General features: G+C 50.8%; 23 protein-coding genes. 13 read left to right on the top strand and 10 right to left on the bottom strand.

Translation table 11 applies throughout. The features are described from left to right. Nucleotides 1-8: 8 nt before the first annotated feature. The 4 genes from AAC007_RS06365 to AAC007_RS06350 form a co-directional block, all read right to left on the bottom strand. Nucleotides 9-644 carry an SCP2 sterol-binding domain-containing protein gene (locus AAC007_RS06365; RefSeq protein ID WP_295873985.1) on the bottom strand — a complete coding sequence of 212 codons (636 nt, stop codon included), beginning with the start codon at nucleotides 642-644 and terminating at the stop codon, nucleotides 9-11. Further along, the gene (gene ubiE, locus AAC007_RS06360; RefSeq protein WP_219042549.1) at nucleotides 641-1390 is read right to left on the bottom strand and encodes a bifunctional demethylmenaquinone methyltransferase/2-methoxy-6-polyprenyl-1,4-benzoquinol methylase UbiE; all 750 of its coding nucleotides are present in this window, start codon (nucleotides 1388-1390) and stop codon (nucleotides 641-643) included. The genes AAC007_RS06365 and ubiE overlap by 4 nt, the downstream gene beginning before the upstream one ends. A gap of 122 nt (nucleotides 1391-1512) precedes the next feature. Further along, nucleotides 1513-2181: a replication protein P gene (locus AAC007_RS06355; RefSeq protein WP_339675344.1), complete on the bottom strand. Its 669-nt coding sequence runs from the start codon at nucleotides 2179-2181 to the stop codon at nucleotides 1513-1515. Continuing rightward, the gene (locus AAC007_RS06350; protein ID WP_295873976.1) at nucleotides 2090-3268 is read right to left on the bottom strand and encodes a DnaT-like ssDNA-binding domain-containing protein; all 1179 of its coding nucleotides are present in this window, start codon (nucleotides 3266-3268) and stop codon (nucleotides 2090-2092) included. The genes AAC007_RS06355 and AAC007_RS06350 overlap by 92 nt, the downstream gene beginning before the upstream one ends. Nucleotides 3269-3383: 115 nt before the next feature. Between AAC007_RS06350 and radA the strand changes: the two genes are divergently transcribed. Then, nucleotides 3384-4748: a DNA repair protein RadA gene (gene radA, locus AAC007_RS06345; protein WP_295873973.1), complete on the top strand. Its 1365-nt coding sequence runs from the start codon at nucleotides 3384-3386 to the stop codon at nucleotides 4746-4748. A 53-nt stretch (nucleotides 4749-4801) separates the two neighbouring features. Here the strand turns inward: radA and AAC007_RS06340 are convergent, their stop codons facing one another. Then, nucleotides 4802-7255 carry a penicillin-binding protein 1A gene (locus AAC007_RS06340; RefSeq protein ID WP_295873970.1) on the bottom strand — a complete coding sequence of 818 codons (2454 nt, stop codon included), beginning with the start codon at nucleotides 7253-7255 and terminating at the stop codon, nucleotides 4802-4804. Nucleotides 7256-7425: 170 nt separating this feature from the next. Here AAC007_RS06340 and AAC007_RS06335 point away from each other — a divergent pair, with 170 nt between their 5' ends. From AAC007_RS06335 to hemE, 10 genes are all read left to right on the top strand, one after another. After that, complete coding sequence (locus AAC007_RS06335) at nucleotides 7426-8493, top strand: pilus assembly protein PilM (RefSeq protein ID WP_339675341.1); 1068 nt, start codon at nucleotides 7426-7428, stop codon at nucleotides 8491-8493. Beyond that, nucleotides 8493-9053, top strand: coding sequence for a PilN domain-containing protein (locus AAC007_RS06330; RefSeq protein WP_339675339.1), 561 nt, complete (start codon nucleotides 8493-8495; stop codon nucleotides 9051-9053). Before AAC007_RS06335 ends, AAC007_RS06330 begins: the two co-directional genes overlap by 1 nt. Nucleotides 9054-9065: 12 nt before the next feature. Next, nucleotides 9066-9686, top strand: a complete 621-nt coding sequence (pilO, locus tag AAC007_RS06325) for a type 4a pilus biogenesis protein PilO (protein ID WP_339675337.1) — start codon at nucleotides 9066-9068, stop codon at nucleotides 9684-9686. Then, a complete protein-coding gene (locus AAC007_RS06320; RefSeq protein WP_295873960.1) occupies nucleotides 9686-10213 on the top strand; it encodes a pilus assembly protein PilP in 528 nt (175 codons plus the stop codon). Before pilO ends, AAC007_RS06320 begins: the two co-directional genes overlap by 1 nt. Nucleotides 10214-10236: 23 nt before the next feature. After that, entirely contained in the window at nucleotides 10237-12393 is a 2157-nt protein-coding gene (locus AAC007_RS06315; protein WP_339675334.1) for a type IV pilus secretin PilQ family protein, read from the top strand. A gap of 7 nt (nucleotides 12394-12400) precedes the next feature. After that, a complete protein-coding gene (gene aroK / locus AAC007_RS06310; protein ID WP_295873954.1) occupies nucleotides 12401-12937 on the top strand; it encodes a shikimate kinase AroK in 537 nt (178 codons plus the stop codon). A 50-nt stretch (nucleotides 12938-12987) separates the two neighbouring features. After that, nucleotides 12988-14073: a 3-dehydroquinate synthase gene (aroB, locus tag AAC007_RS06305; protein WP_339675331.1), complete on the top strand. Its 1086-nt coding sequence runs from the start codon at nucleotides 12988-12990 to the stop codon at nucleotides 14071-14073. 163 nt (nucleotides 14074-14236) lie between these two features. Further along, nucleotides 14237-18685 (top strand): glutamate synthase large subunit, encoded by a 4449-nt coding sequence (gltB, locus tag AAC007_RS06300; RefSeq protein WP_339675328.1) that lies wholly within the window; start codon nucleotides 14237-14239, stop codon nucleotides 18683-18685. A gap of 31 nt (nucleotides 18686-18716) precedes the next feature. Then, on the top strand, nucleotides 18717-20135 hold the full coding sequence (locus AAC007_RS06295) for an FAD-dependent oxidoreductase (protein WP_296434903.1): 1419 nt from the start codon (nucleotides 18717-18719) through the stop codon (nucleotides 20133-20135). A 71-nt stretch (nucleotides 20136-20206) separates the two neighbouring features. Further along, entirely contained in the window at nucleotides 20207-21274 is a 1068-nt protein-coding gene (gene hemE, locus AAC007_RS06290) for a uroporphyrinogen decarboxylase (RefSeq protein ID WP_339675324.1), read from the top strand. 106 nt (nucleotides 21275-21380) lie between these two features. On the opposite strand, the gene AAC007_RS06285 is transcribed toward hemE, so the two are convergent. Further along, nucleotides 21381-21935, bottom strand: a complete 555-nt coding sequence (locus AAC007_RS06285) for an NAD/FAD-utilizing enzyme (RefSeq protein WP_296434907.1) — start codon at nucleotides 21933-21935, stop codon at nucleotides 21381-21383. Nucleotides 21936-22150: 215 nt separating this feature from the next. On the opposite strand from AAC007_RS06285, the gene AAC007_RS06280 reads away from it, so the two are divergent. Beyond that, nucleotides 22151-22717, top strand: coding sequence for a DUF1415 domain-containing protein (locus AAC007_RS06280; RefSeq protein ID WP_296434909.1), 567 nt, complete (start codon nucleotides 22151-22153; stop codon nucleotides 22715-22717). Nucleotides 22718-22743: 26 nt separating this feature from the next. On the opposite strand, the gene AAC007_RS06275 is transcribed toward AAC007_RS06280, so the two are convergent. Both AAC007_RS06275 and AAC007_RS06270 read right to left on the bottom strand, forming a co-directional pair. Beyond that, nucleotides 22744-23292, bottom strand: a complete 549-nt coding sequence (locus AAC007_RS06275) for a DUF4136 domain-containing protein (protein WP_295873936.1) — start codon at nucleotides 23290-23292, stop codon at nucleotides 22744-22746. Nucleotides 23293-23312: 20 nt separating this feature from the next. Continuing rightward, nucleotides 23313-23924, bottom strand: a complete 612-nt coding sequence (locus tag AAC007_RS06270; RefSeq protein ID WP_339675321.1) for a DNA-3-methyladenine glycosylase I — start codon at nucleotides 23922-23924, stop codon at nucleotides 23313-23315. Nucleotides 23925-24010: 86 nt separating this feature from the next. Here AAC007_RS06270 and AAC007_RS06265 point away from each other — a divergent pair, with 86 nt between their 5' ends. Beyond that, nucleotides 24011-24805: a M48 family metallopeptidase gene (locus tag AAC007_RS06265; protein WP_296434914.1), complete on the top strand. Its 795-nt coding sequence runs from the start codon at nucleotides 24011-24013 to the stop codon at nucleotides 24803-24805. Between the two features lie 76 nt (nucleotides 24806-24881). Here AAC007_RS06265 and cysE read toward each other — a convergent pair whose 3' ends face one another. Both cysE and AAC007_RS06255 read right to left on the bottom strand, forming a co-directional pair. After that, a complete protein-coding gene (gene cysE / locus AAC007_RS06260; RefSeq protein ID WP_295873929.1) occupies nucleotides 24882-25694 on the bottom strand; it encodes a serine O-acetyltransferase in 813 nt (270 codons plus the stop codon). Between the two features lie 78 nt (nucleotides 25695-25772). Then, nucleotides 25773-26459, bottom strand: a complete 687-nt coding sequence (locus tag AAC007_RS06255) for an SAM-dependent methyltransferase (RefSeq protein ID WP_339675317.1) — start codon at nucleotides 26457-26459, stop codon at nucleotides 25773-25775. Nucleotides 26460-26531 lie beyond the last annotated feature (72 nt).

Here is a 26531-nt window from a genome sequence, read left to right as displayed (position 1 = left end):
TGGTGTCCTTATTTTTTATTGGATGGGCTTGAGATACGTTGTTGTAGGCGACGAATTTTGGCTTCCAGTCGCTCACTGCGCGCTTTTAAATCATCGATATCGCTGTAAAAATCGTCAGCCTGACAGGGGTGAGGAACCAATTGGCTTTCTTCGACAATGAATTCACTAAATTGCCGCTGTAAATTTACGCGGGTGCTGTTCAGCCAGCGATGTCCTGCGCGTAAGCCATTGCCCAGTTGATGAGCGGCGACATCACCAAAGGCGTCGGCCAGTGGTTGTTCCCAATCTAAGTCGAGCTCGGCAAGAATTTTACGTAACTCCAATAGTGGCGCGGTGTCGCCGCTAATGCTGATATCGCCATTGATAAGCGCTCCAGCGGGGTCTTTTGCGGTGGCGACTTTGGCGAATTCGCTCCACGCGCCACTGAGTCTAGTGGTAACGGCGTCACTATCTTGAAGTAAGCGCAGGCGCTTGCCCGTAATGCCTATGGCGAGCTTAAGATCCGGTTCTTTTAATTCTAGCGAGAAGCGCTGTCCGTCCAAGGCTTGTAGCTTGGCGCTGGTGGCTGGGTCCAGTTGCAATGCTTTGTTAACTAAGTTCTCTAAACTCGATAACGCCGCGCTTTGAAGAACCGGTGGAATCACGGTTTTACGCCTCGGTGCACGGCGACTACACCGGCGGTCATATTGTGATAGCGAACATCGACAAATCCCGCATCGGCCATCATGCCCTTGAGGGTTTCTTGGTCGGGGTGCATACGAATGCTTTCTGCCAAGTAGCGATAGCTTTCTTCGTCATTGGCAACTAACTGTCCCATTTTGGGCAAAATATCGAAGGAGTAGCGGTCGTAAAGTTTGCCAATAACGGGATTGACGGGCTTAGAAAACTCTAAAACTAAGAGTCTGCCACCGGGTTTGAGTACACGATTCATGGATCGCAGTGCGGCGTCTTTGTCTGTCACATTGCGCAGACCAAATGCGATAGTGATGCAGTCAAAACTATTGTCGGGGAACGGCAGGCACTCGGCATTGGCCTGCACGTATTCAATATTGCCGACGATGCCTTTGTTCGTCAGTTTTTCACGGCCAACGGTGAGCATGGAGTCGTTAATGTCTGCAAGCACCACGCGGCCAGTTGGGCCAACCAGGCGGCTGAATTTGGCCGCAAGGTCACCTGTACCACCTGCAATATCGAGCACCGCGTTGCCGCTGCGTACGCCAGAAAGTTCAATGGTAAATCGTTTCCAGAGGCGGTGGACGCCGCCCGACATCAGGTCGTTCATTAGGTCGTATTTGGCAGCAACCGAATGGAAAACCCCGGCAACCATTTTGACCTTGTCCTGAGTTTCGACTGTTTTGTAGCCAAAGTGGGTGGTTTTGTCGTCTGCCATATACTTGCCTGTTCTGTGTCATCAGCCGCATGGGGCTGGAATAAGTGGGCGCTATTGTAGCGCTTGCGCGCGGACCCTGCACGATTGCTTTATGGGCGTGTAATTATGTTGCCGGGCGTTAGTTAAATGTCCAAGTCATCGCGGAGTTTTTGCATGCGTTGGCGCTGTTCCGCTGGCGTTAGCGGTTTGCTAATGGTCTCTGGTATGGCCTTTTGGCTGGGTAAGCTAAAGGTTTCACCATTCTTTATGCGCTGGCACACCTCGTCGTAATGCCGGCGGAATACCGGGTAGGCGCTGTGCTCAACGGTGCTTGATAAATAAAACCAGTCGCTGGCGCGACCCGCATGATATACCGCTGGGTGCGACCACTTGTATTCCGCTTTGGGTTGCGGTGCGCGGCAGGCTTCTAGGTAGGCGCTGTGGCTATCTGGCAGGCCGAGTTCGATATTATCTGGCTCGCAGTATTTTAGGATGCCTTTAATGGTAGGCAAAAACTCTGATTCGCGAATGGCGCGATGGGTTGCCGCAATGATTCTATCTGGCTGGATATGCCGCAGGTTGCTGAACCACAGTTTTTTGGCGTAGCTGAGCTTTTCTGGGTTGGAAAAGGCTTTGTTGTATTGGTTGTGATAGACCAACTCAAACTCAGCAAACATTTGGTTTAGTGCATCGATAACCGCATTTTTGTCGGGTGCGGGATCAGAGTTCGTCTGCCCAGCTGCGGTCGGTGTGTTTTTCGATGAAGCCAGTTGCCGGCTGGTTTGCTCCAGTAGCTTGTTGCTGTCGTGCATTGCTCTGTCCCAGTTGATGACTGTGTGCCCAACGGTATTTTACATGTTGGAGAAATTTTGTATTCCAAGAGCGATGGGCGGTACCGCTGTCTTGCCAGAATAGTATAAATTCGGCGATCTGTGCTCTGGCAAATTCAGCGTCGATGCGGGCCATATGCAGAATGTCGAAGACCGCGTCGTTGGGTTGCCAGTTGGACTTAATTGGCGCAATCTCATTTTCATTGCTCACCGTGTTGGTGTATCGGGCCCACTGTAACCGAATATGTTGAATAAAGCGTGAATTCCAGTTGCTGTCTGGTGTTCCGCGCTCGCGCCAGTACAAAATGAATTCCGGTATCGCGTCTTCAATGAAATACTGGCTAACGTGGTCGCGCTGCAGTATTTCTAGTGCGTCGAGACTTGGCTTCCAGTTACCATCGATAGGTTGGGTGCGAGATTCTTCAATTTTTGCGTACTGCTGTTTTTTCCAGCGTCGACTGACATATTGGCTGAACGCGCTATTCCAGGAGCTTCGCGTTTCACCGGTTTCGCGGTAATGGGCGATAAACTCGGGAAGTACGGCATCAATAAAGGCGGGGTCGACTTGGTTGAAGCGCGTTAAATAGTCGAGCCCGGCCCTGTCAGGCAGCCAGTCGGCGGGAATAATATTATTACCTGGCACGGGTCTGCTGGGTGGCGCGCTGTTTGGCTTGCCAACTAGGGGTTTAGATGTGTGATGGGCTTGTTGTCTAGGCTGCGCAACGTGAGGGGTATGGTTGACGCTGGCGAAGTCGTCCGTTTTTTGGCTTCTAGGTAGCGCTAGGCGAATGTTTTGTGCGTTGCTCATTAGGGCTGCGCCGATAATAATGAGCCCTTGGTCGTGGAGTGTGCGCAGAACCTCCTCTATTTTGCTCAAATCCCAAAACGGCAACTGTTTGCTTAATTGGTCTTTGTCGATGAGAAACCATTGCTGCCCCTGATTTTCCCGTCCCGTGAGCAGTGGCAGCCATTCGGCGATTAATTGGTACAGCAGCGCTGCCTCTAGCCCAAGGGTGGTGGCGAGGGAGGGAGAGACAAGTAATGGGCGTTCTACTAGTGCAGCTGACATCTGAAGTACTCTATTAATAGCGGGTCATTGTACGGCTTTGGTGGGTCGGCTGTCAGCCCTGTGTCTGGCCGCAGTGGCTTCAATAAATTGATTATGGATGTTTTTAGGTAACGCTATGGCAAAACAAAAAGTCGCCTTTGTATGTGTGGATTGTGGCTCTGAACACAATAAATGGCAGGGGCAGTGTCAGGATTGTAATGCGTGGAATACCTTATCGGAATTTCGTCTGGGGCCGGCGAGTGCGGCGAAAGCGACGGCGTCTAGGCAAGGTTATGCCGGCGCGGTGGGCGGTGAGGTGCAGATGTTGGCTAATGTCAGTATTGAAGCGTTACCGCGTCAGTCCACAGGCTTTGACGAGTTTGACCGTGTGCTTGGCGGTGGCTTGGTGCCCGGTTCGGCAGTGCTATTGGGAGGGCACCCCGGCGCGGGTAAAAGCACGCTGCTATTGCAGGTACTTTGTCGTCTGGCGGCGCAGTGCGAGTGTCTATACGCGACCGGTGAGGAGTCCTTGCCTCAAATTGCCATGCGGGCAAAACGCTTAGGCCTAAAAGCCGATACGCTAAAATTATGTGCCGAAACCAGCCTTGATAGGCTGCTTTCTCAGGCGGCGACCAATAAACCCAAGGTCTTGGTGGTCGATTCGATTCAGGTCTTACACAGCGATGATGTGAGTTCGGCGCCGGGCAGTGTATCGCAGGTGCGCGAGTGCGCGGCGGCATTAACCCGATTTGCCAAGGAGACGGGCACGGTGCTGATTATGGTTGGCCATGTGACAAAAGACGGCGGCTTAGCCGGGCCAAAGGTGTTAGAGCATATAATTGATTGCTCAATCATGTTGGAAGGAAGTAGCGATAGCCGTTACCGAACCTTGCGCGGGAGTAAAAACCGCTTCGGTGCGGTTAATGAGCTGGGCGTTTTTGCTATGACCGAGCTGGGTTTGAAAGAGGTGAAAAACCCGTCGGCAATCTTTTTAAACCGCGGCGATGTGGTTACGTCGGGCAGCACCGTGATGGTGGTGTGGGAGGGCACAAGGCCATTGCTAGTAGAGATTCAGGCGCTGGTGGATAGTTCTGGCTTTGGCAATCCGCGCAGGGTGGCGGTCGGTTTGGAGCAGAATCGCTTGGCGATGTTGCTGGCCGTTTTGCACCGACACGGTGGCTTACAGGTGGGCGATCAGGATGTGTTTGTGAACGTCGTCGGTGGGGTTAAGGTACTAGAAACCGGCTCCGATTTGGCGCTGCTGTTTGCCATTGTGTCTAGCTTCAGGGATCGGCCGCTCCCTGAAGATTTGGTTGTGTTTGGCGAGGTGGGCTTGTCTGGCGAAATTCGGCCCGTGCCGAGCGGTCAGGAGCGTTTGCAAGAGGCGCGTAAACACGGTTTTAGGCGAGCGATCGTGCCCCACGGCAATGCGCCGCGCGGTGATTTGGGGATGACAGTTATTGGGGTGAAAACACTGGCCGAGGCGCTTGAAGCCATTTAAGGCAGAGGAACTATTGTGCCACCGCCGTCAATTCGACAGCGGTGGCTATCGTCTTAAAATATTTCTATTGGGTCGTCGCTGTCTGGACCGTAGGGGCTCGCGGGCTGATCAAAGTCTTCAGTTGGCGCGCTGTCGGCTCTGAAGTACTCAAAGATGGCATTGGCTTGACCGGGGTGAGCAAGACTGCCGGTATCGGGGTCGATGCGAACTGAAATTACGCTGTCCGGCTGTTTCAAATGACGCTCTGGGCGCCCTTTAACCGCTTCACGCATATAGTCTATCCAGATTGGCAGCGCTACTGAGCCGCCGTATTCACGGCGACCAAGGTTGAGGTTTTGGTCGAAGCCGGCCCAGGTGGCTGTCACAATACCTCCGCTATAACCAGAAAACCACGCGTCGGTTGGCCCGTTAGTCGTACCGGTTTTACCGGCAGCATCACCTCTTTCAAGCACCAGTGCTTTTCGTCCAGTGCCGCGGGTAACAACATCTTTTAGGATGCTATCGATAAGAAAAGCGACCTCTTCGTCGAGCACGCGTTTGGCAGATCGAGATTGCAGCGCGCCGCTGTCACCGGAAATGATGTCGTCGAGGGTGTCGGCTTCTATGTTTTTTACTGCGTTGTCGTCTTCATCATCGCACTGGCGACACACTATTTCGGGGTCGGCTCGATAAACGGTATTGCCGTCGCGATCGATAATTCGATCAATGAAGTAAGGTGAAATTTTGTAGCCGCCGTTTGCAAATACGGCGTAACCGGTGACGATATCTAAGGGGGTGAGTGAGTGGCTCCCCAATGCCAATGAAAGGTCGTGTGGAAGTTTAGTTGGGTCGAAGCCGAATCGACCGACATAGTTAATTGCTTTGGAGATGCCGAGTTCACGCAGCACTCGGATTGATACTAAGTTGCGGGATAAATACAGCGCTTTCCGCAAGCGCATTGGCCCGTTAAATCTGCCGTTATCATTGCTTGGGCGCCATGTATTTCCCTGTGCGTCACTATCAAAGACGATGGGGGCGTCGTTAATTATGGTGGCGGGTGTAAAGCCATTGTCGAGAGCCGCGGTATAAATAAATGGTTTAAAGTTGGAGCCGGGTTGGCGTGCTGCCTGAGTGACCCGGTTGAACGCGCTTTTTTGATAATTGTAGCCGCCCACCAAGCTAAGAATGGCGCCGCTATCCGCGTCCAGCGATACGAGTGCACTTTGCACTTTCGGTAGCTGAGACAGCTCCCAGTGTCGTGGTGTTGAGTCACTCATTTTTACACGGATGACATCACCGGTTTTTACCAGCTCGGACGCGGTCTCTGCTGCGTAGCTGACGCGGTCTTCGCTGATATAGCGGACTGTTTTGGCGAGTCCGTGTTCCCACTCAAGGGTTGTTTGCAGTTCTCCGGCGAGCAGAATTGTGATCGACTTTTCTTTTACATTTAGCACTAGGGCGGGATGCCAGATACCTATGCGGCCTATCTCTTCGAGTTTTTGGCTGAAGTCTTGCGTGTCTTCTGAGCTTAACTCGGCGGGGATGGTCCAGTGGCGCTCCGCACCACGATAGCCGTGGCGGGTATCGTATTCCATAACGCCATCGAGTAGCGCTTTATTGGCGACTTCCTGTAAGTCCGCTTTGACGGTTGTGATAACGGTATAGCCGTCTTCGTATGCATTGCGTCCAAATCGCGCCAGCATGTCGAGGCGCACCATTTCTGAAACATAGGGCGCGTCAACATCAAGCTGCGTGCCATAAGCCTTGGCGCTGATGGGTTCAAGCATTGCGGCTTGGTAGTCGGCATCACTTATGTAGCCCAGGCTAAGCATGCGGCCGAGAATCCAGTTTCGGCGGACTCTTGCCCGCGACGGGTTGGCTACCGGGTTGTAGGCTGACGGTGCCTTGGGTAGTCCGGCGATCATCGCCATTTGGGCCAAGTTCAGTTCACGTATGGGTTTTCCGTAATAGACTTGCGCTGCAGCTTCTATACCGTAGGCATGATTGCCGAGAAAGATTTTATTTAGGTATAGCTCCAATATATCGCCCTTGCTGAGGGCTCGCTCTATCTCGATGGCCAAGAAAATCTCGGTGAATTTGCGGGTGAATGTCCGTTCTTGGGTGAGAAAATAATTTTTGGCGACCTGCATTGTGATGGTGGAGCCACCGGATTGGATGCTACCGCTGGTCACGAGCTGTGATGCTGCTCTGAGAAGTCCGCTGATATCTACGCCGTGGTGGGTGTAAAAGTGATCGTCTTCGGCGGCAAGGAAGGCGTCAATAAAGAGTTCGGGGACTTCTTGGATGCTAATTGGAGAGCGGCGCTTCTCACCAAATTCACCCAATAACTTGCCGTCAGCGCTGTAAATTCGCAGCGGCGTTTGTAATTGAGTGTCTTTTAGCGCCTCAATTGACGGTAACTTAGGGCTGATATAAAGGAATGCGGTGGCAAACACCATCAAAGCACCGCAACAGGCAAGCGCAGCTAGGCCGATGAAAATACGAAGATAGCGCGTCGTACTGGGCATGTTTTTCCTTCAAATAGAGGTGGGAATCACAAATTGAACGCTAGGATAACGAAAAGTGCGAAGTTTTAAGCGTCTTTTTTTCAGAACTATTTGCGCATTGGCATACACTGGTATTTAATCTTATCTGTAAGAGTACGCCCTAAGTCCACGATGTAAATAGGAAAATTACAGTGCTAGATGGCTTGTTTGGCGGTCAGGGTTCCCGCAGTTTGCTAGGTATAGACATTAGTTCCAGCGCCGTGAAGCTGCTGGAGTTGAGCCGTAGCGGCGATAAGTATCGCGTTGAAAGTTGCGCGGTCATGTCTTTGCCCGCGCATTCTGTGGTGGAAAAAAATATTGCCGAGGTAGAAGCGGTAGGTGAAATTGTGAGGGCGGTACATGCGCGCTCCAAGTCGAAACAGAAGCGGGCCGCGGTCGCAGTACCGGGTTCGGCTGTTATCACCAAGATTCTTCATATGCCGGCTGGGATGAATGAGAATGCGCTGGAAACCCAGATATCTCTGGAGGCAGACCAGTATATTCCCTACCCTCTAGACGAAGTCGCGCTCGATTTTGAGGTGCTTGGCGAGGTTGAAGACAGCCCCGATCAAGTCGAGGTGATGCTGGTGGCATGTCGCAGCGACAATGTTGACACGCGGGTTGAGGCGCTTGAAATTGCTGGCATTGAGCCGCAGGTGGTTGACGTTGAAGCCTACGCTGTGGAGCGAAGCTTTGACCTCATCGCAAAACAGATAGGTTGTGATGAAAATACCGTCGTCGCTATCGTCGATGTGGGGGCAAGTACAACTTCCCTTACCGTCGTTGTGGCTGGGGAAACGGTCTATACCCGCGATCAAATGTTTGGCGGACGGCAGTTGACAGAAGAAATCCAGCGCCGCTACGGCTTAACGGCAGAAGAGGCTGGCTTGGCGAAAAAGCAGGGCGGACTATCCGATGACTATGACAGCGAAGTTTTAGCTCCGTTCCGTGAAGCGGTCATTCAGCAGGTTTCCCGTTCGCTGCAGTTCTTTTACTCGGCGAGCCAATACAGTGGTGTCGACATTATTTTGCTTGCCGGGGGGGTGGCTGCGATGCAGGGCCTGGCCGAAATGGTCGAGGAGCGGGTTGAAGTAAGCACCGTGATTGCAAATCCATTCGCCTCGATGGCAGTGGCACCGGGGGTTGATGCCATGAAGTTGACGAGTGATGCGCCGGCGATGCTGATTGCCTGTGGCTTGGCGCTCAGGAGTTTTGATTAATGGCAACAATTAACCTATTGCCCTGGCGTGAAGAGCGCCGCCAGCTGATTAAAAAGCAATTTTTGGTTGTATTGGGTGGGGTCGCCTTGTTGTCGGTGTTGTTAGTTGTCTTGGCAATGTCGATAGTCAATGGCGCAATTAGCCATCAAGAGGGGCGAAATGCCTACCTGCAGGGCCATATCACTAAAATCAACAAAGAAGTTGCAGAGATAAAAAATCTTGAAACCCGTCGCCAGCAGTTACTGGATCGAATGACGATAATTCAGGATTTGCAAGGTACTCGGCCATTAATTGTTCGTGTATTTGATGAGATGGTGAGAACACTGCCTGACGGTTTGTTTTATACCTCTGTCAGTCGGCGAGGCTCTCGCATCGATGTTCAGGGTATTGCCGAGTCTAATAATCGTGTGTCCAGCTTGATGCGTAAATTAGATGCGTCACCGTGGTTTGCAGATCCAAATTTGACGGCGGTTAGTGCGGCCTCTGCTTATGGTGACCAAGCAAGTAGTTTCAAACTGTCATATAAAATCAGTGCGCCTGCGCCTGACGACGAGAAATAGGGGGCAATGGCAGTGGCAGCATGGCAAGAGCTGGTCGACGAGCTAAAGAGCTTCGATCTCAGCGAACTCAATGTAGACAATATTGGTGCGTGGCCTGTACTAGTGCGAGTGGGCGCATGGGTTGCAGTGTTTGTCCTGTGCTTAGTTGGCGGTTATTTTTACGTTATCGCTGACTTGCGTGTGCAGTTGGCTGCTGTTGAGGCAAAGGAATTACAGCTTAAGGCGGATTTTGAAAAGAAAGCATTCAAAGCGGCTAAGCTTATCCCGTTGAAGAAGCAAATGGCGGAAATGGAGGAGTCTTTTGGTATTCTTCTCAGCCAGCTTCCGGCAGACACCGAAGTACCTGGCCTGCTTGAAGATATGACAGAAAAGGCGGTCTCCAACGGTTTGGATATCAGCAGCATTCAGCTACAAGCTGAGCGCGCCAGAGAGTTTTATGTAGAGCTGCCAATTGCGATTAAAGTTAGCGGCAGCTACCACGACTTAGCGGCGTTTGTTAGTGGCATTGCCGGATTGCCGCGGATAGTCACTTTGCATGATTACAATATCGAATCTAATAAAAACTTAAGTCAGCAAAGTATGTCGATTACAGCAAAAACCTATCGCTATAAAGACCAGGGGGGAGACAAGTAATGATTCTCCCTCGTTTGGTGTTAGTTGCTGGTGTATCAATGCTTGCTGCGTGTAGCGGCAATAATCAATACGCGGATCTGGATGCCTTCGTTGCCGAAAAGCGCGCGTCGCCGTCTGGTCAAATTGCGCCTATTCCCGCTTTAAAGGCCTACCGTGCATTTAGTTATTCGGCCTCAGGAATGAGGGCGCCGTTTAATCGTCCGGTAGATGTAAAAGAAATTGCGCGTTTGGAGACGGCTAGTAATATCAAGCCTGATTTAAAACGTGAGAAAGAATTTTTAGAGCAGTTCTCGTTGGATTCTATCACTGTGGTTGGCACTGTGCGTCTTGAAGGAGTGCTTTGGGCGCTGATTAAAGATCCGGATGGTGGAGTGCATAGAGTGCGCAGGAATAATTATCTTGGCCGCAATTTTGGCAAGATCATAGATGTAGCTGAAAATTACCTGACAGTGGTGGAGATTGTTTCTACCGGCGGGGATGGTTGGGTTGAGCGACCTCGCTCCCTTGAATTGAAAGTCCGTAAGTAAGAATTAGAAAGGCGGAGACGTACATGAATACCCGAGTACAGATGCAGTGCAAAAGACCTTATGACCGAGCAGGTCTGGGGCGACAGTTCCTCTCTGGAATATGTTTGCTCTTGGCATCAGTTGCCGCCATGGCGTCTAATTTAAAAGATATTGAGTTTAACTCTCTGCAAGGCGGTAGCTTTGAAGCTCGGTTAACCTTTGATGGCCCCGCACCAGAGGTAAAGGGTTATACCATCGAAAAGCCAGCGCGTATCGCTCTGGATTTGGTGGGCTCAGGGAATATGCTAAGCCAAAAGAAATTTCCATTATCCTATGATAATGCTAGCAGCGCGGTTGTGCTAGAAGGGCGAGATCGAACTCGGGTGGTGCTTAACCTGATTAAACTGGCGTCTTATCAAACCCGTCACGAGGGGAATATATTAATCGTTGAGGTTGGCGGCGGCGGCAGCCAAGCGTACTTAACAGAAAAATATAATAGCCCGTTGACCTCCTCTGCAACGCCTGCGGTGACGACGGGTAATAGTATTACCGATTTGGACTTTCGTCGCGGCGAGAAGGGCGAGGGCCGTCTCGTTATCCAACTTGCCGATGCCAAGGCGGATGTGAACGTGTTTGTAGAAGGCGCGAAAATTAAAGTCGATTTTGGTGGTGTAAACTTACCGCAGAATTTGCAACGCCGCTTTGATGTCGCCGATTTTGCCACACCGGTAAAAAGTATCGATGCTCGCATGGGTGATAAAGGCGCCAAATTGTCTTTGGAAGCAACTGGTGAGTACGATTATTTAGCCTATCAGACTGATACCGAGTATGTTGTTAGCGTTAAACCCCTGACTAAAAAAGAAGTCGATGATCGTCGTCGCGAATTTGCCTTTGTTGGCGAAAAGCTTTCCTTGAATTTCCAAGATATTGAGGTCCGTTCAGTGCTCCAGCTTATTGCTGATTTCACTGAGTTGAACCTGGTTGCCAGTGACACGGTGAAGGGCAATATCACCTTGCGCTTACAGAATGTGCCCTGGGATCAGGCCTTAGAGCTAGTCTTAAAAACCAAGGGCTTGGATAAGCGTCAAGTTGGAAATGTATTGATGGTGGCGCCCGCAGCTGAAATTGCGGAGCGTGAGCGTCAGGAAATCGCTGCTCAGAAGCAGGTCGAAGAATTGGCGCCGCTACAAACTGAGTTTATTCGTGTGCGTTATGCGGATGCGGCAGAGCTATTTAAGTTATTTAGGCCAGGTAGAGGTGGGAACGGCAAAAATGATGAAAACTCTACTGGCAGTATTTTGTCGCCACGGGGTAAGGTTATTGTTGATGAGCGTACCAACTCACTATTGATTACCGAAACTGCAGAACGTTTGGACGAGTTCCGTCGTCTGATCGCCTTGATAGATGTTCCGGTTCGACAGGTTCAGATTGAGGCGCGCATTGTGCGCGCAAGTTCTGACTTTGATCGTGCACTTGGTGTTCGTTGGGGTGGTGCTTATGTTAAAGCCGATGGCGACAAGGTTTACACAGCAAATGGCGATCTTGAAAGTGATCAGGCTACCCAAAACAACTTTTTAAGTGGTTCGCCGACGTCCTTTGTGCCAGGTTTGGTGACCGACTTGGGGGTGTCGGGCGCTGCGGGTTCATTCGCACTGGGTTTCATTAGTTCTGATGTGCTTCTTAACCTGGAATTGTCTGCACTTGAATCTAAGGGGCGCGGCGAAATAGTGTCGCAGCCACGGATTGTGACAGGGGATAAAGAGCCTGCCGTTATCAAATCTGGTACTGAAATTCCTTACCCGCAGTCCTCGGCCAATGGTGAGACGACTATTGCGTTTAAAGAGGCCGTGTTGAAATTAGATGTCACGCCTATTATTACACCCGACGATCGTATCATTATGGATTTGACGATTAATCAGGACACCATCGGTTCATTGGTAATAGCCACTGGTCTGGGTGGTCAGGTTCCGACAATCGATACCACTGAGCTAACAACGCGGGTATTGGTGAGCAACGGGGAGACTGTGGTTTTGGGCGGAGTATACGATCAGTTGGATATTTCTTCTGAAACCAAAGTGCCTTTCCTTGGCGATATCCCGTTTCTGGGTCGTTTGTTCAAGAGCACCACTGTGTCCCGTGAAAAGCAGGAAACATTGATCTTTATCACGCCGCGCATTTTGGCGGACAGCTTGGTAGATTAATGTTGTGATGATGAAGTCTGGGGCGGTATTTTTAGTTGGCCCAATGGGAGCGGGTAAGAGTACGATAGGGCGATTGCTCGCTGACACGCTGCGTTTTGATTTTCGCGATGTCGATCGCGAAATTGAGGAGCGCAGCGGCGTTGATATTCCTTGGATTTTTGATATGGAAGGCGAAGAGGGGTTTCGCGACCGTGAAGAATCCATGTTGGCCGAATTAAGTGATGCTGCTCAAGTTGTTATTTCAACTGGCGGTGGTGCAGTTTTACGCGGTGATAGCCGAAAATTGATGGTTGCCAAAGGCACTGTTATCTATCTCAAAACTTCCGTTGATGAGCAAATACGTCGCACCGCGCGCGATCGAAAGCGACCGCTGTTACAAACAGGTGATCCTGCCACAACCCTACGTAATCTAATGGCGCTGCGCGAACCTCTTTATGAAGAAATTGCCGACTATACGGTCTTAACCGATAATCGGACGCCTAAGTCAGTTGTGCAGGAGCTGTGTTCCCAGCTTGGGGCTGACGACCTGAGTGCGCAATATTGATATACTAGCTAGCTTGGTCGGTATATTAATCTTTTCCCGGATACATCTAGATGAAAAACCTCGAACTCGATTTGGGAGAGCGTAGCTATCCCATATTTATCGCGCGTGACGTGCTTGGTCAGCCAAATTTGTGGGCGCAATATATTGCAGGCCGACAAGTTTGTATTGTTACCAACAGTACGGTCGCTCCCTTGTATTTGGCAGCATTAAAAACGCAGCTTAGCGATAAGTCAGTGTGTGAGGTGGTTTTACCTGACGGTGAAGCCTATAAAAATTTGGCTACGCTTGAGCAAATTTTCGATACCTTGTTAGAAAAAAATCACAATCGCGGCACCACGTTGATAGCATTAGGTGGCGGTGTTGTTGGTGATATGTGTGGCTTTGCGGCGGCTTGCTATCAGCGCGGTGTGCAATTTATTCAAATTCCTAGCACGCTGCTGTCGATGGTAGATTCATCGGTGGGTGGTAAAACCGGCGTTAATCACCCGCTGGGTAAAAATATGATCGGTGCATTTCATCAGCCTAATTGTGTGCTCGCTGATTTGAGTTTGCTCGATACCTTGCCAGAGCGAGAGTTTTCGGCGGGGATGGCGGAGGTCATTAAATACGGTTTAATCTGTGATGCGCCATTTTTTGAATGGTTGGAAGCGAATATTGCAGGCCTAATGCGCCGTGATACCGATTTACTTGAAGAAGCTGTTTACCGTTCTTGCGTAAACAAAGCCTTGGTCGTCGCTGAAGATGAGCGCGAAGGTGGTCGTCGCGCAATTTTAAACCTAGGCCATACCTTTGGGCACGCGATAGAAACCGCAGAAGGTTACGGCAACTGGCTGCATGGTGAGGCGGTGTCGGCGGGGATGGTACTCGCCCTGTCCTTGTCGGTAGAGATGGAGTGGTTAAGCTCGGACATTTTGGCGAGAGCTAAATCTTTGCTGCAGCAGGCCGGGTTGCCAGTTGCGCCACCAAATAACATGGATGTGGATCAATTTTTGCAGTTGATGGGGCGGGACAAAAAAGTTCTCGATGGTCGATTGCGTTTAGTGCTTTTGACGGGGCTTGGTGAGGCGGTAGTCAGCAGCCAGGCGCCTGAAGATGTAATCGCACAAGTATTGCGCGATGCTGGAGTTCGTGCTTAGTTATAGTGGGTTGGTTAAAAATTGAACGACCAGTTGACGGCGTTTGTTGCTTTTGCTGCATCCGTGTAGAATGTCACTCCTTTTTTCGGGTATGTGTAAAATCCCCGAACATTCTTTTCGACTATCTTTTTGTTTTTCTTAGTAATTTTGCGAGAGTCGTTTTATGAGTACAGGCCTGTACAGACCTGAAGATGTGCGTGACAACTGTGGATTCGGCCTAATTGCCCATATGCAGGGTGATGCGAGCCATAAATTGTTGCAGACAGCCATCGAATCGTTGACCTGCATGACACACCGCGGCGGGATTGCTGCCGACGGTAAAACAGGCGATGGCTGTGGCTTGTTACTCAAAAAGCCAGATGGTTTTTTGCGCACCGTAGCAAAAGAATCTTGTGGCAGCGAGTTAAGCGAAATTTACGGTGTGGGACAGATTTTCCTCAGCCGAGATGAGCAAATGGCTGCGTCAGCTCGTGATGACTTTGAAGCGGTATTGCTTAAAAATGGCCTCCAACCCGCGGGTTGGCGAGTTGTGCCCGTTGATGAGTCAGTCTGTGGTGAAATTGCACTTTCAAGCTTGCCGCGAATTGAGCAGGTGTTTATCAATGTCGACGGTATGGATGCGCAGCAATTGCGGACCTGCCTATTTGTTGTTCGTCGCCAAGCGGAAATGGCATTAGCTAAGGACCCAGATTTTTATATCTCTAGCTTGTCTGCCGATGTCATTGCCTACAAAGGCTTGGTGATGCCGGTAGATTTGCCGCGCTTTTATCTAGACTTAGCCAATCCAGCACTAGAGACCGCAATTTGCGTATTCCATCAGCGTTTCTCTACCAATACCATGCCCCGCTGGCCCTTGGCTCAGCCGTTTCGCATGTTGGCTCACAATGGTGAAATTAATACGATTGAGGGCAACCGCAACTGGGCAGAGGCACGTACACGCAATTTTAGCAGTCCTTTACTGCCAGACGTTACCGAGCTCTCACCGCTGGTAAATCGCACGGGTTCGGACTCTTCAAGCCTCGATAATATGCTTGAGCTATTGGTCGCCGGCGGCATGGATTTATTTCGTGCTGTGCGGATGTTAGTACCACCAGCTTGGCAAAATATTGAGCATATGGATGCTGATTTAAAAGCATTCTATGAATACAACTCCATGCATATGGAGCCTTGGGACGGCCCTGCGGGCTTAGTTCTAACTGACGGACGCTACGCTGTCTGTATGTTAGACCGCAATGGTCTTCGCCCTTCGCGCTGGGTTATTACCAAAGATGGATTTATTACCGTCGCGTCGGAAATCGGCACCTACGGTTATACCCCCGAAGATGTTGTGTCTAAAGGCCGTGTTGGGCCTGGTCAGATACTGGTAGTCGACACTGAATTGGGTGAAGTACTGCATACCGAAGAAGTCGATAATCGTCTCAAATCTGCGCATCCCTATAAGCAGTGGTTGCGTGAGAACGGCAACCGTCTTCAGGATCAGCTGGGGCAAGGTAATCGTCCAGCGCTGCCAGAGGCAGAAACCTTAGCGGCTTTCCAAAAATACTTCCAGGTTAGTTTTGAAGAGCGTGAGCAGGTGCTATCTGCATTGGCTGACAGCGGCAATGAAGCCGTAGGTTCAATGGGTGATGATACCCCGATGGCGGTATTGTCGCGCCAAAAGCGCTCTCTATATGACTACTTCCGTCAAAAATTTGCTCAGGTTACCAACCCGCCGATAGATCCCTTGCGTGAAACTATCGTCATGAGTTTGGAAACCCTGTTGGGCGCCGAACAAAATGTGTTTGAGCAGACCGCTGATCACGCCGATCGTTTAATTCTAACTAGTCCGGTTTTGTCGCCAGACAAGTTTGATCGCTTGATGACAGTTGATTCTCCGCGTTATCCATTAGCGCGTATTGAATTGGCCTACGACCCAGCGCTGACATCGTTAAAAGACGCGGTTGCGGCAGTGACGTTGGCGGCAGAAAACGCAGTGCGTAGCGGCAAGGTTATTTTATTGCTGAGTGATCGGGCTATCGAGCCCGGCATGCTAGCAGTGCACAGTTTATTGGCGACCGGCGCCGTGCATCACCATTTGATTAAACAAGGTTTGCGTTGCGACGCTAATATTGTTGTGGAAAGCGGCAGTGCCCGCGACTCGCATCAGATGGCCTGTTTGTTTGGGTTTGGCGCCACCGCTGTGTATCCGTTTATGGCTTTTGCGGTTATTAGCGATATGTTGCGCTGTGGTGAAGTGCTGGGTGACGAGCAAACTGCCCATACCAACTACATCAAAGGCATTAATAAAGGCCTGCTTAAAATTATGTCCAAAATGGGCATATCGACTATTGCATCTTATCGCGGTGCGCAGCTATTTGAAGCCATTGGTTTGTCGACTGACGTGGTTGAAACCTGCTTCAAAGGCGTGGCTAGTCGCATTGCCGGCGCCGGATTTCCCGAGTTGCAGCGCGATCAAGAAGCGTTGGCGACATTGGCGTGGTTGCCGCGTAAAACCATCGATCAAGGTGGTTTACTCAAATATGTGCACGGTAAGGAATATCACGCGTTTAACCCCGACGTCGTAATGACGCTGCAAGAAGCGGTAAAAAGTGGTGATTACGCACAGTGGAAAAAATACGCGGAACTGGTTAACAACCGTCCGGTTGCGACTATTCGCGATTTGCTTGGCTTTAAAGATGATATTAAGCCAATACCGCTTGATGAAGTTGAGCCAATAGAAAGCTTGTTGCGTCGCTTTGACTCCGCGGGTATGTCATTGGGTGCCTTAAGCCCAGAGGCTCACGAGGCCTTGGCGACTGCCATGAACCGCTTGGGCGGTCGCTCAAACTCCGGTGAGGGCGGTGAAGACCCTGCTCGCTATGGCACTGAGCGGGTGTCAAAAATTAAGCAGGTTGCGTCGGGCCGTTTCGGGGTGACGCCACACTACTTGGTTAACGCCGAAGTACTGCAAATAAAAGTAGCGCAGGGCGCTAAGCCCGGTGAAGGCGGGCAGTTGCCCGGCGGTAAAGTGAATGCCTTGATCGCCAGATTGCGCTACTCGGTGCCTGGTGTGACCTTGATTTCGCCGCCGCCGCATCACGATATTTATTCGATTGAAGATTTAGCCCAGCTAATTTTCGATCTTAAGCAAGTTAATCCTTCAGCGCTGGTTTCGGTGAAACTGGTATCTGAGCCTGGTGTCGGTACTATCGCCGCTGGTGTGGCCAAGGCGTACGCAGACCTAATTACGATTTCTGGTTATGACGGTGGCACCGCTGCGAGCCCCATTACCTCGATTCGCTATGCCGGTTCACCGTGGGAGCTGGGGCTGTCTGAAGCGCAACAAACCCTGCGCGGCAACGGTTTGCGTGGCAAAGTGCGCGTACAAACAGACGGCGGTTTAAAAACCGGTCTAGATGTAGTGAAAGCGGCAATGTTGGGTGCTGAGAGTTTTGGTTTCGGTACAACACCAATGGTGGCGCTGGGCTGTAAATACCTGCGTATTTGTCATCTCAATAACTGTGCGACTGGTGTTGCGACCCAGGACGAGCGTCTGCGCGATGAGCATTTCATTGGCACCGTTGAAATGGTGATGAACTTCTTCACCTTTATCGCAACGGAAACCCGCGAGTGGATGGCGAGTATCGGCATTCGCACGATGGAAGAGCTCATTGGCCGCACTGATTTGCTCAAGCAGAAGGTTGGCGAAACCGAGAAGCAAGAACTGCTGGATTTATCGCCTATTCTATTTAAAGACCCAGCCGCAAAAGATCAGCCTGAATTTTGTCAGGTTGAGCTAAACGCCCCCTTTGATAAGGGCGAGAAAGCGGAGGCGATGGTCGCTGCGGCACTGCCCGCCATCGAGGCGATGTCTGGCGTGGATCTTGAGTTTGCGGTAACCAACTGTGACCGTTCCATTGGCGCTCGCTTGTCCGGTGAAATAGCTAAGCGCCATGGCAATCTTGGTATGGAAGGCGCACCGGTTACGCTTCGTATGAAGGGTACCGCAGGTCAGAGTTTCGGTGTCTGGAATGCTGGCGGCCTAAATATGTACCTTGAAGGCGATGCCAATGACTACGTCGGTAAGGGCATGGCCGGTGGTAAGTTAGTTATTTACCCGCCTAAGGGTAGTGTGTTTAACAGCCAGGATACCGCGATTATCGGCAATACCTGTCTTTACGGTGCCACCGGCGGCAAGCTATTTGCTGCAGGCATTGCAGGTGAGCGCTTTGGGGTTCGTAATTCCGGTGCTCACGCGGTTGTGGAAGGCGCGGGTGACCATTGCTGCGAATATATGACCGGCGGTATTGTCACTGTTTTGGGGCCTACTGGGGTCAATTTTGGTGCAGGTATGACCGGTGGTTTCGCCTATGTCTTAGATGAGGCAAATCGCTTCGTTGACCGGTATAACAGCGAGCTAGTCGAAATTTGCCGTATTAACTCCGAGTCAATGGAAGCATACCGAGCGCATTTGCGCGGCAACATCGTTGAATACGTTGCTGAAACAGGCTCCGCATGGGGGCAGCATATCCTCGACAATTTTGACGACTACATCGGTAAATTCTGGATGATCAAGCCGAAGGCGGCGAGCCTCAGCCGCTTGCTTGACTCCACCAGAAGACGTCCGGAATAAGCCCGCCGAGTAGCAATGAGGTAATTTGAAAATGGCAGAGCGTTTACAGAATTCATTCCAGTTTCTCGATGTGGGTCGTCAGGATCCAGGCAAGAAAGATCTTGTTCAGCGTCGTACCGCCTTCGTAGAAATTTACGAGCCGTATAAAGAAGAGGAAGTGAAGCACCAGTCACACCGCTGCTTGGGTTGTGGTAACCCTTATTGCGAGTGGAAATGTCCGGTGCACAACTACATTCCTAATTGGTTAAAGCTGGTTAGCGAGGGGAATTTGTTTGAGGCTGCTGAGCTTAGCCATCAAACTAATAGCCTGCCAGAAGTCTGTGGCCGAGTGTGTCCGCAGGATCGTTTGTGTGAAGGTGCATGCACCCTAAACGACGGTTTCGGCGCGGTAACCATCGGTTCTACAGAAAAGTATATTACTGATACAGCGTTAGCTATGGGCTGGCGCCCAGATATGTCTAAGCGGGTGTGGACAGATAAAAAAGTCGCGGTGATTGGTTCTGGGCCCGCCGGTATAGGCTGTGCCGACGTACTTGTGCGTGCTGGTGTTAAGCCGGTGGTATTTGACCGCTACCCAGAGATCGGTGGTTTGCTGACTTTCGGTATCCCCGAGTTCAAATTAGAAAAGTCGGTTATTCAGCGCCGCCGTAAAGTGCTGGAAGAGATGGGTGTTGAATTCCGTTGCAATGTTGATGTTGGCGTAGATATCACCATGGATTCATTGCTTGAGGAATACGATGCTGTATTTCTTGGTATGGGTACCTACAAATACATGAAGGGCGGATTCCCCGGCGAAGATCTACCGGGAGTCTACGATGCCTTGCCGTTCTTGGTTTCAAATGTAAACCGGAACATGGGCTGGGAAGAAAATGCCGCAGACTTTATAGACGTGAAAGGCAAGCGCGTTGTTGTGTTGGGCGGTGGCGATACCGCGATGGACTGCAACCGTACCTCTATTCGTCAAGGCGCAGAGAGCGTTGTGTGCGCTTATCGCCGCGACCAAGAAAACATGCCTGGCTCACGCAAAGAAGTACAAAACGCGGGTGAAGAAGGCGTCCAGTTTTTCTTCAATCGTCAGCCGATTGCCATTGTTGGCGATGGCAAGGTTGAAGGTATAAAAGTGGTGACAACACAGCTAGGCGATCCCGATGAAAATGGCCGTCGTCGCCCTGAGCCAATAGAAGGTAGTGAAGAAGTTATTCCCGCTGATGTTGTCCTAGTCGCATTTGGTTTTCAGCCTAATCCACCATCGTGGTTGAGTGACGCGGGTGTTGATATCAATAGCTGGGGCGGCATTGTTGCACCGGAAGAGCAGAGCTATAAATTCCAGACCAGCAATGCCAAAGTGTTTGCCGGTGGCGATATGGTGCGCGGCTCGGACTTGGTTGTTACCGCTGTATGGGAAGGTCGTCAGGCCGCCGAAGGGATTTTGGATTACTTACAAGTCTGATGTTGGAGGTCGGAGGTCGGACGCAAGACGCGTCAGGCATCTGACTTCAGGCGTCCGACTTAAGGCTTATTATGACTGAACTAAAAAACGATACCTTCCTTCGCGCGCTGCAACGACAGCCTGTCGATTACACCCCTGTGTGGATGATGCGCCAAGCGGGTCGTTACCTGCCTGAGTATCGTGCAACACGGGCGGTCGCGGGCGATTTTATGTCGCTTTGTATGAACCCTGAATTGGCTTGCGAGGTAACACTCCAACCACTGGCGCGTTATCCGCTAGACGCGGCTATATTATTTTCCGATATTTTAACAATTCCCGACGCCATGGGTTTGGGCTTGTATTTTGAAACCGGCGAAGGTCCGCGCTTTAAGAAAACCGTGCGCACCATGGCCGACGTCGAGGCATTGCCGATAGTCGATGGCGAAAAGCACCTGACATATGTCTGCGATGCGGTGCGTACAATCCGTCGTGAGTTAAATGGCCGGGTGCCACTTATTGGCTTTTCTGGCAGCCCGTGGACATTGGCGACTTATATGGTTGAAGGCGGTGGTTCCAAGGATCACGCCCGCGCTAAAGCCTTGGCGTTTGACCAGCCTGAGCTAATGCATGCCTTGCTAGATAAACTGGCGCAGAGCGTGACGGCGTATTTAAACGATCAGATTCGCGCTGGCGCGCAAGCTGTACAGATTTTTGATACCTGGGGCGGCGCATTAAGTCACAACGCTTACCAAGAATTTAGTTTGCGTTATATGAAGCGGATTATTGACGGTTTAATTAAGGAGAACGATGGCCGTGTTGTACCGGTTATTTTGTTCACTAAAAACGGCGGTCAGTGGTTAGAGCTAATGGCTGATGCTGGCGCCAGTGCACTAGGTTTAGATTGGACAACTGACATTGGTTTGGCGAAGGCGCGGGTCGGTGACCGAGTGGCGCTCCAAGGTAATATGGATCCCTCGATGTTGCGGACTTCTCCCAAGCGAATTCGCGAGGAAGTGGCGACTATTTTAGCGCGTTTTGGCAGTGGTCCAGGTCATATTTTTAACCTTGGTCATGGGATTACGCCAGAAGTAGACCCCGCGCATGCGGGTGCGTTTATAGAGTGCGTGCGTGAGCTATCTGCCCAGTACCATCAGAACTAATCTAACGCCGCTAAATCAAACTCAGCATCTAAAAAAAATAGCCCAGCGTTTTAACGCTGGGCTATTTTTTAACTGCGAGATTTCTCCCGCACCCTAAAAGTGTTCTCTATGGCATGACTTCAATAAAGTTGCGCCACTTGTTTTGCAGTCCGATAAACCAATTTGGGGAGCCGTTCCCCGTTCCAGAAAACTCCAGTTCTGGGTAGTACGCAGTGACGCGATTAAGAATGCCGTGGTCTTTTTCATCGATATCGATCAATAGTAAATGGCGTCCAGATGACAGCGCTTGATCAAAGCGTTTGAAATCATGATGGGGCTCTTGAATACCAAAGAGACCACCTTCCCAAGTAAAAAAGCCGAGCATGACAATGGATAGAAAAATAAACGGTACCCAGCCAACGCTTGTCGTCGCGCCGGAGTAATGGCCTACGGCAAGGACTAAAGCAGCGGCGGCTAAGCCAATTAGGGCTCCGCGCTCCATGGCCTGCACAACATCTTTACGTAAAACAGCCTCAACGCTGTTTAATTTGCGATTGCTGACCCCGGAGTCATCACGGCTCAGTATATGAATTTGTGGTTTAGAAATGCCGTTGCTGGCGAGGTCGTTTTCTACGGCGGTGAGCTTGTCGAGGCTATCCGTCAAAAAATAATAGCGTTTCATATTATGCTCCTAGCTGTGTCCGACGTTGCTAGTCTTGCTGATATGATTCAACGATGTGCAGCAAGCTAGTTCACTTACCCAGTGTAGCAGCCTAAGTTACTGCTGCCATGACCTCTTTGAGGCTGTATTATTGTATTTATTCCTAAGCAGCGTAGCTGTAATACCATAATCCTATAATGGTGTGGTCGAGATCCTGCTTCTCGAGGCGCCATGTAATGAGTACTGAAATGACAGTAGATAGTGACGTAGTCGAGCGAGAAGTGCGGCAGTGGTTGACCGAGGCCGTGGTGGGATTGGGTTTGTGCCCCTTTGCAGCTAAACCGCTGCAGGAAAAACGAGTCGCTATTGAGGTTAGTCGTGCCGCTACTGCGGAAGATTTAGTGAATGATTTACATCGGGCGCTGTGCCGGATTGAAGAGACCGCAGTGAGTGTTTTGGAAACCAGCTTACTCGTCGTGCCCGATATGCTGCAGGATTTTTACGATTACAATGATTTTCTAGATATAGCTGACGCAGTATTGCAGGAGGGCGATTGGGAGGGAGAAATTCAAATAGCGAGTTTCCATCCCGGCTATCAGTTTGGTGGCACTGAAAAAGCTGACCCTGAGAATTTCACCAACCGGTCACCTTATCCTATATTTCACCTACTTCGCGAAGATAGTCTTGAACACGCGATTGCTGCGCACTCAGACCCAGATGGCATCCCCGATAGAAACATCGCGCTGCTGCGTGAGATGGACGCAGCAGCGCTTAAATTACTTTTCCCCTACTGCTTTAAGTAGGGCGTAAAAAGTCTGCGTCGCTACCATTAGGCTGGCGGGAACTGACTCCAGATTTCTGTCACCGCACGTTCGATGGTGTTTGCGTTTACTTTAGGGTCGCGATCGTTTAGCTCGACAACCAGGGAGCCACGCCAAGTTAATTTGTTATCGGCGGGGTTTAGCAAGTCGATAATGATTTGAATATTTCGATTAATTTTATCTTTGCCCAGCGGCACGCCAACTGAGGTGCCGATCCCGAAATTGCCACCGAAACTACCAAACCCAAGTCCTAAGCGCGGGCTTCTGTCGATGGTTTCGGCAGCCTCAGCTACATAGTAACGCACCAGAAAATTTGCATTGGCAGGGGTGTCGGCTAGCTTGTATAAGCCGGCTTTTAGTTGGCGCTGAAGTGACTCTTTCACGTTATCGACAACGAAGGGTGATACGGTCTTATCTGCGCCACTGGTGTCTGCAATGATGTAGCGCTCATAGCGGCTGAAGTCGGCGCGGGGGTTGTAGTCCGTCACGACGTCGGTGCTGCTGCAACCGCTTAGCGCGAGTAGCAAAAGTGGGGCGAATAATGCGAGTAATCTCATGGTGGTTACCTTTTTTGTCGTTATAACCAATGTGGCCGAAATTGTTTGCCTAAGTCTGCACATGTCTTATTACGTGGACAGCTTAGCAAGTGATCATTAACAAAGCCCAATGCTTGTAAATTCGCGTAACAGATGGTGCTGCCAAAAAATTTAAAGCCGCGCTTTTTGAGATCTTTGCTGATTTGGTCAGATTCTTTGCTCGTCGCAGGAACTTCCGCCATGCTTTTCCATTTGTTTTGTATCGGCTTATCGTTAAAGTACGACCACATATAGCGGGCAAAGCTCCCGAACTCCTGTTGTATGGCTAAAAAATGACGCGCATTCGTGATGGTGCTCTCAATTTTCAGCCGGTTTCTGACAATGTCAGGATTGGCTTTTAAAATCTCGACCATCTGATCGTCAAAGGTGGCGACTTTGGTGGGGTTAAAATTGGCGAAGGCTTTGCGGTAGCCCTCGCGTTTTTTTAAAATCGTCAGCCAGCTTAAGCCGGCTTGCGCTGACTCAAGCACCAAGAACTCAAAGTGAATCCGGTCGTCATCGCTTGGCACCCCCCACTCTTCGTCATGGTACTTAACGTATTCTGGTGTGGCGGTGCACCATGGGCAAGTTTCCTTCACTGTGTACACTCCCATATAAAAATCTGGCAGACTTCATCGTCCATCAATTTGCAGGCTATGCCATAATAGCCGCACAATAGCAGATTAACGCGGGGAATTTTATGACAAAGTTAAAGCCGGTATTGGCAATAGTTCTAGCAGGTTTACTGGCATCTTGCGCTGAGTCGCCGACGGGACGGCGTCAGGTATTGCTATTTTCAGACGGAGAAATGTCGCAAATGGGCGGCACCGCGTTTGAAGAAATGAAAAAGAAAATGACCATCAATAGAGACGGTGCGACTAACAAGTACGTCAGTTGTATTGCTGATGCGATTACCGCGTCTCTGCCCGCTGAGTGGCGCGGAAGCTGGGAAGTAGTCGTCTTTGAAGAAAAGTCGGCTAACGCGTTTGCACTGCCAGGTAAGAAAATTGGTGTGCACACCGGCATATTCCAAGTAGCTAAAAATGCTGATCAGTTAGCTACGGTAATGGGCCACGAAGTGGGGCATGTGTTGGCGCATCACAGTGCTGAGCGTATGTCTGTTCAGAGTGTCGCTGGTACCGGTAGTCAGCTCATTGGCGTTCTGCTGGGCGAGGGGGCAGGAAAAGAAACTGTGATGGGTTTGCTCGGACTGGGCACGCAATACGGTTTAGTTCTTCCCTACGGGCGGGCGCAAGAGTCTGAGGCCGATATTGTCGGTTTAGACCTAATGGCCAAGTCGGGATTCAATCCACAAGCTAGCGTTGCCCTGTGGCAGAATATGAGTGCCGTGAGCGGGGGGCAGCCGCCTGAGTTTATGTCTACTCACCCATCTCACACATCGCGCATCAAGGATTTACAAAAGCAAATGGTGACGGCGACGCCGCTCTATGAAAAGGCTAAGGCAAACGGCATTAGGCCCGCTTGTAAGCGTTAAGTAGATTTGCAGTTAGACGATTTGCAGCAGCGACAATTCTGTTGGCACTGCTGCAAATGGCTCTGGTTTTTCGTAATTACTCGTCACAACAAGCGCGATGATTCATAGAAAGTGCCGGCGAAGGGCAATCGGGTTTGCCGATGACTTTTGCGGGTACGCCGGCTACGACGGTATGCGGGGGAACATCTCGTAACACCACACTGCCAGCCACGACCTGTGCGCCTTCTCCGATATGGATATTGCCAAGAATTTTCGCTCCCGCACTGAGCAACACGCCATCGGCTACTTTTGGGTGGCGATCACCTTCCTCTTTGCCCGTTCCCCCCAGTGTAACCGACTGCATGATTGACACATTGTTGCCGACCACGGCGGTTTCACCAATGACAATACCGGTTGCGTGATCCATTAAGATACCGCGTCCGATTTTTGCCGCTGGATGAATATCAACGCCGAACTCGCAGGAAATTCGGTTCTGGAAGAACAGTGCCAATGAGGTTCTGCCCTGATTCCAAAGCCAGTGGGCAATGCGATAGGACTGTAGCGCATGGAAGCCTTTAAAATACAGAAATGGCACAGACAGGCCTGAGCATGCAGAGTCGCGTTCAAATACTGCGCATATATCGGCGCGAATTGCGCGGCCAATATTGGGATCGGCGGCAAAGGCCTTTTCTATCACTTCACGTACCAATAGCGCAGAGGCAGCAGGGCTATTTAATATATGCGCAAGGTGGAAACTCAGCGCGGTTTCAAGGCTGTCGTGATTGAGAATGGTGGCGTGCAGAAAGCTCGCTAGAACGGGCTCGCGCTCAACCTCGCAGGCAGTTTCCTTGCGGATAGTCTGCCATACAGGATCTGGGTGAGGCGCTGTGTTGGTCGCGGGTTTGTTCATTGCTATTACAGTATTGGTGAATGTGACCCTAGTATAACGCCGCCGGCGGCTCAGATAACAGTGGGGTGCTAAACCAGGCTATATCAATGAGGTAATCGTGCAGCTGCAGTCCCACAAAGGCTGGCCGGCAAGATGGTATTTGCGTTCAAACGCGGTGATTGTTGCAGCGGGGTGGTAGGCGGTGGCTTTTGCTGCATTGCCGGTCATGGAGAGCGCCGCTGCAAACTCATCAACGTATAACTTCCAATTACTTCTCAGTGTAATGTTGCCACCAAGTTTTATCAGTGCGGGGAAAACTGCTGAGCCGTGCACGCGATATTGTAACTGCGCGCTTTTGGGCCAGGGGTTGGGGTACAGTAAAAAGTGTCTCTGTAGCTGCCAATTGGCATCCACTGCCAGGCGCCAGAAATCATCGACATCCGCACGGACGAGGAGATAGTTTTCCAGACCTTCGTGTTGATCTATCTGATGACGCTGCAGTCGTGCCGCCGATTTGTCGACGCCGATCACAAGTGAGTCTGGATATTGGCGGGCAATTTGGCGACTGCTTTCACCTGTACCGCAAAAAGAGTCGAGAATTAGCGGTCGGCTTCTGCCATCGAGCCATGCATTCGCGCGATTGAATGCATCTACATTATGTTGAGCATAGGGCTTCTTAAATAGGTGGTGTAGGTGTTTCGTCACCGTCGACGCCAAGTTCGGGTGAATACCGCGCTGATTACTTGTCACTTCTCTCGGGGGCGTATTGTCGCTGCGTTTTTTCATGAATTGGTAATATTGTATCGATTGCTCTGCGGGGCTGCCCTTGCGACACTAGCGCACCACAATAATGATGGC

It is taken from the genome of uncultured Zhongshania sp. (genome assembly GCF_963975605.1).
In the GTDB taxonomy this organism is placed as follows: Bacteria; Pseudomonadota; Gammaproteobacteria; order Pseudomonadales; family Spongiibacteraceae; genus Spongiibacter; species Spongiibacter aquimaris.
The sequence above is the reverse complement of the archived record's forward strand: the minus strand, read 5'-3'. Positions and strand labels throughout refer to the sequence as shown.